Source organism: Kaistella yananensis, assembly GCF_026107505.2.
In the GTDB taxonomy this organism is placed as follows: Bacteria; Bacteroidota; Bacteroidia; order Flavobacteriales; family Weeksellaceae; genus Kaistella; species Kaistella yananensis.
Genome location: NZ_JAPCHZ010000012.1, coordinates 1 through 2,910, shown reverse-complemented (window position 1 = coordinate 2,910; position 2,910 = coordinate 1). Strand labels below are relative to the sequence as shown.

General features: G+C 48.2%; 1 rRNA gene. It reads right to left on the bottom strand.

Features of this window, described 5'->3' with window-relative positions:
* Positions 1 to 11: 11 nt before the first annotated feature.
* Positions 12 to 2,775 (bottom strand): 23S ribosomal RNA (locus tag OK344_RS13350).
* Positions 2,776 to 2,910: the final 135 nt, after the last annotated feature.

Below are 2,910 nucleotides of genomic sequence, written 5' to 3'. Positions count from 1 at the left end.
GCGCCTTATTAGGCTATAAATCTACGGGTAATTAGTACTACTCGGCTATGCCATTACTGACTTTACACCTGTAGCCTATCAACGTTGTCATCTCCAACGACCCTTAAAAGATGTCTCATCTTGAGGCAGGTTTCGCACTTATATGCTTTCAGTGCTTATCCTTACCAAACGTAGCTACTCAGCGGTGCACCTGGCGGTACAACTGATACACCAGAGGTTTGTTCAAATCGGTCCTCTCGTACTAGATTCAAGCCCTCTCAAACATCTAACGCCCGCAATAGATAGAGACCGAACTGTCTCACGACGTTCTGAACCCAGCTCGCGTGCCACTTTAATGGGCGAACAGCCCAACCCTTGGGACCTTCTCCAGCCCCAGGATGTGACGAGCCGACATCGAGGTGCCGAACCTCCCCGTCGATGTGAGCTCTTGGGGGAGACTAGCCTGTTATCCCCGGAGTACCTTTTATCCTATGAGCGATGGCCCTTCCATACGGAACCACCGGATCACTATGTCCTGCTTTCGCACCTGATCGACTTGTAGGTCTCACAGTCAAGCACCCTTATGCCATTACACTCTACGCACGGTTACCAAGCGTGCTGAGGGTACCTTTGAAAGCCTCCGTTACTCTTTTGGAGGCGACCACCCCAGTCAAACTACCCACCACGCAATGTCCTTGATCTCTCAAGTTAGGCTCCAAATAAACAAAGGGTGGTATTTCAACGTTGACTCCACAGACACTGGCGTGCCCGCTTCAAAGTCTCCCACCTATCCTACACATTGTTTATTCAAAGTCAATACGAAGTTATAGTAAAGGTTCACAGGGTCTTTTCGTCCCATTGCGGGTAATCGGCATCTTCACCGATACTACAATTTCACAGAGCTCATGGTTGAGACAGTGCCCAGATCGTTACACCATTCGTGCAGGTCGGAACTTACCCGACAAGGAATTTCGCTACCTTAGGACCGTTATAGTTACGGCCGCCGTTTACTGGGGCTTCAGTTAATTGCTTCGCTTACGCTAACAACCTTCCTTAACCTTCCAGCACCGGGCAGGTGTCAGACCCTATACAGCATCTTTCGATTTAGCAGAGTCCTGTGTTTTTGATAAACAGTCGCCTGGGCCTCTTCACTGCGGCCACCATTGCTGATGGCGTCTCTTCTTCCGAAGTTACGAGACTATTTTGCCTAGTTCCTTAACCATGATTCACTCTAGCACCTTAGGATTCTCTCCTCGACTACCTGTGTCGGTTTTGGTACGGGTTGCTTCACTTCGGCTTTTCTTGGAATCTATTTCCCTGCAGCAGCTTCGCCCGAAGGCTAGGCCTTGACTATTCCGTCAGTCTCCAGCAAGTACGTAAATCCGTCCCCTTTTTAGTGTGAGCAAGTATGGGAATATTAACCCATTGTCCATCCACTTCCCCTTTCGGGTTCGCGTTAGGTCCCGACTAACCCTCAGCTGATTAGCATGGCTGAGGAAACCTTAGTCTTTCGGTGAGCGGGTTTCTCGCCCGCTTTATCGTTACTTATGCCTACATTTTCTTTTCTATCCGCTCCACAATACCTCACGATACTGCTTCGGCGCAAATAGAATGCTCCCCTACCAGATATAACTCAAAAGTTATAAATCCATAGCTTCGGTACTATACTTATGCCCGATTATTATCCATGCCGAACCGCTCGACTAGTGAGCTGTTACGCACTCTTTAAATGAATGGCTGCTTCCAAGCCAACATCCTAGCTGTCAATGCAGTTCAACCGCGTTGTTTCAACTTAGTATAGATTTGGGGACCTTAGCTGTTGGTCCGGGTTCTTTCCCTTTCGGACATGGACCTTAGCACCCATGCCCTCACTGCCGACGAACATTTATTAGCATTCGGAGTTTGTCAGGAATTGGTAGGATTTGACTCCCCCGCATCCAATCAGTAGCTCTACCTCTAATAAACTTAACATCGACGCTGCACCTAAATGCATTTCGGGGAGTACGAGCTATCTCCCAGTTTGATTGGCCTTTCACCCCTACCCACAAGTCATCCGAAGACTTTTCAACGTCAACCGGTTCGGTCCTCCACTTTGTGTTACCAAAGCTTCAACCTGCCCATGGGTAGATCACAAGGTTTCGCGTCTAATCCTACTAACTATGCGCCCTATTCAGACTCGCTTTCGCTCCGCCTCCGCACCTGAAGTGCTTAAGCTCGCTAGTAAAATTAACTCGTAGGCTCATTATGCAAAAGGCACGCCGTCACCCAACTTGTGGGCTCCGACCGCTTGTAGGCGTACGGTTTCAGGTTCTCTTTCACCCTTCTATTCGAAGTGCTTTTCACCTTTCCTTCACAGTACTTGTTCACTATCGGTCTTTCAGGAGTATTTAGCCTTGGAGGATGGTCCCCCCATATTCAGACAGGATTTCACGTGTCCCGCCCTACTCATTTATCATCTATGTATGCCTTTCAAATACGGGGCTATCACCCTCTACGGCTGTTCTTTCCAGAACATTCTTTTAAACATATAAAGACTTTTGGGCTAATCCGCTTTCGCTCGCCACTACTTACGGAATCTCTTCGATTTCTTTTCCTCCGGGTACTTAGATGTTTCAGTTCTCCGGGTTTGCTTCCCGATAAATCGGGATGACTGGTCTTCAACCAGCCGGGTTGCCCCATTCGGACATCTGCGGATCAATTCGTGTGTGCCGATCCCCGCAGCTTTTCGCAGCTTACCACGTCCTTCGTCGCCTCTGAAAGCCTAGGCATCCGCCATACGCCCTTAACGATTTCTTTCCTAATAATTAAATTAGTTTAGTTTTATCCGGCAACACAACCGTGCTGCCTTCTTATTTTGTAAACTCCGCACCCGTAAGTGCTCGGTTTTCTCTTTGTGATGTTCTTACCGTTAATGTCAATGATCTTATTTCT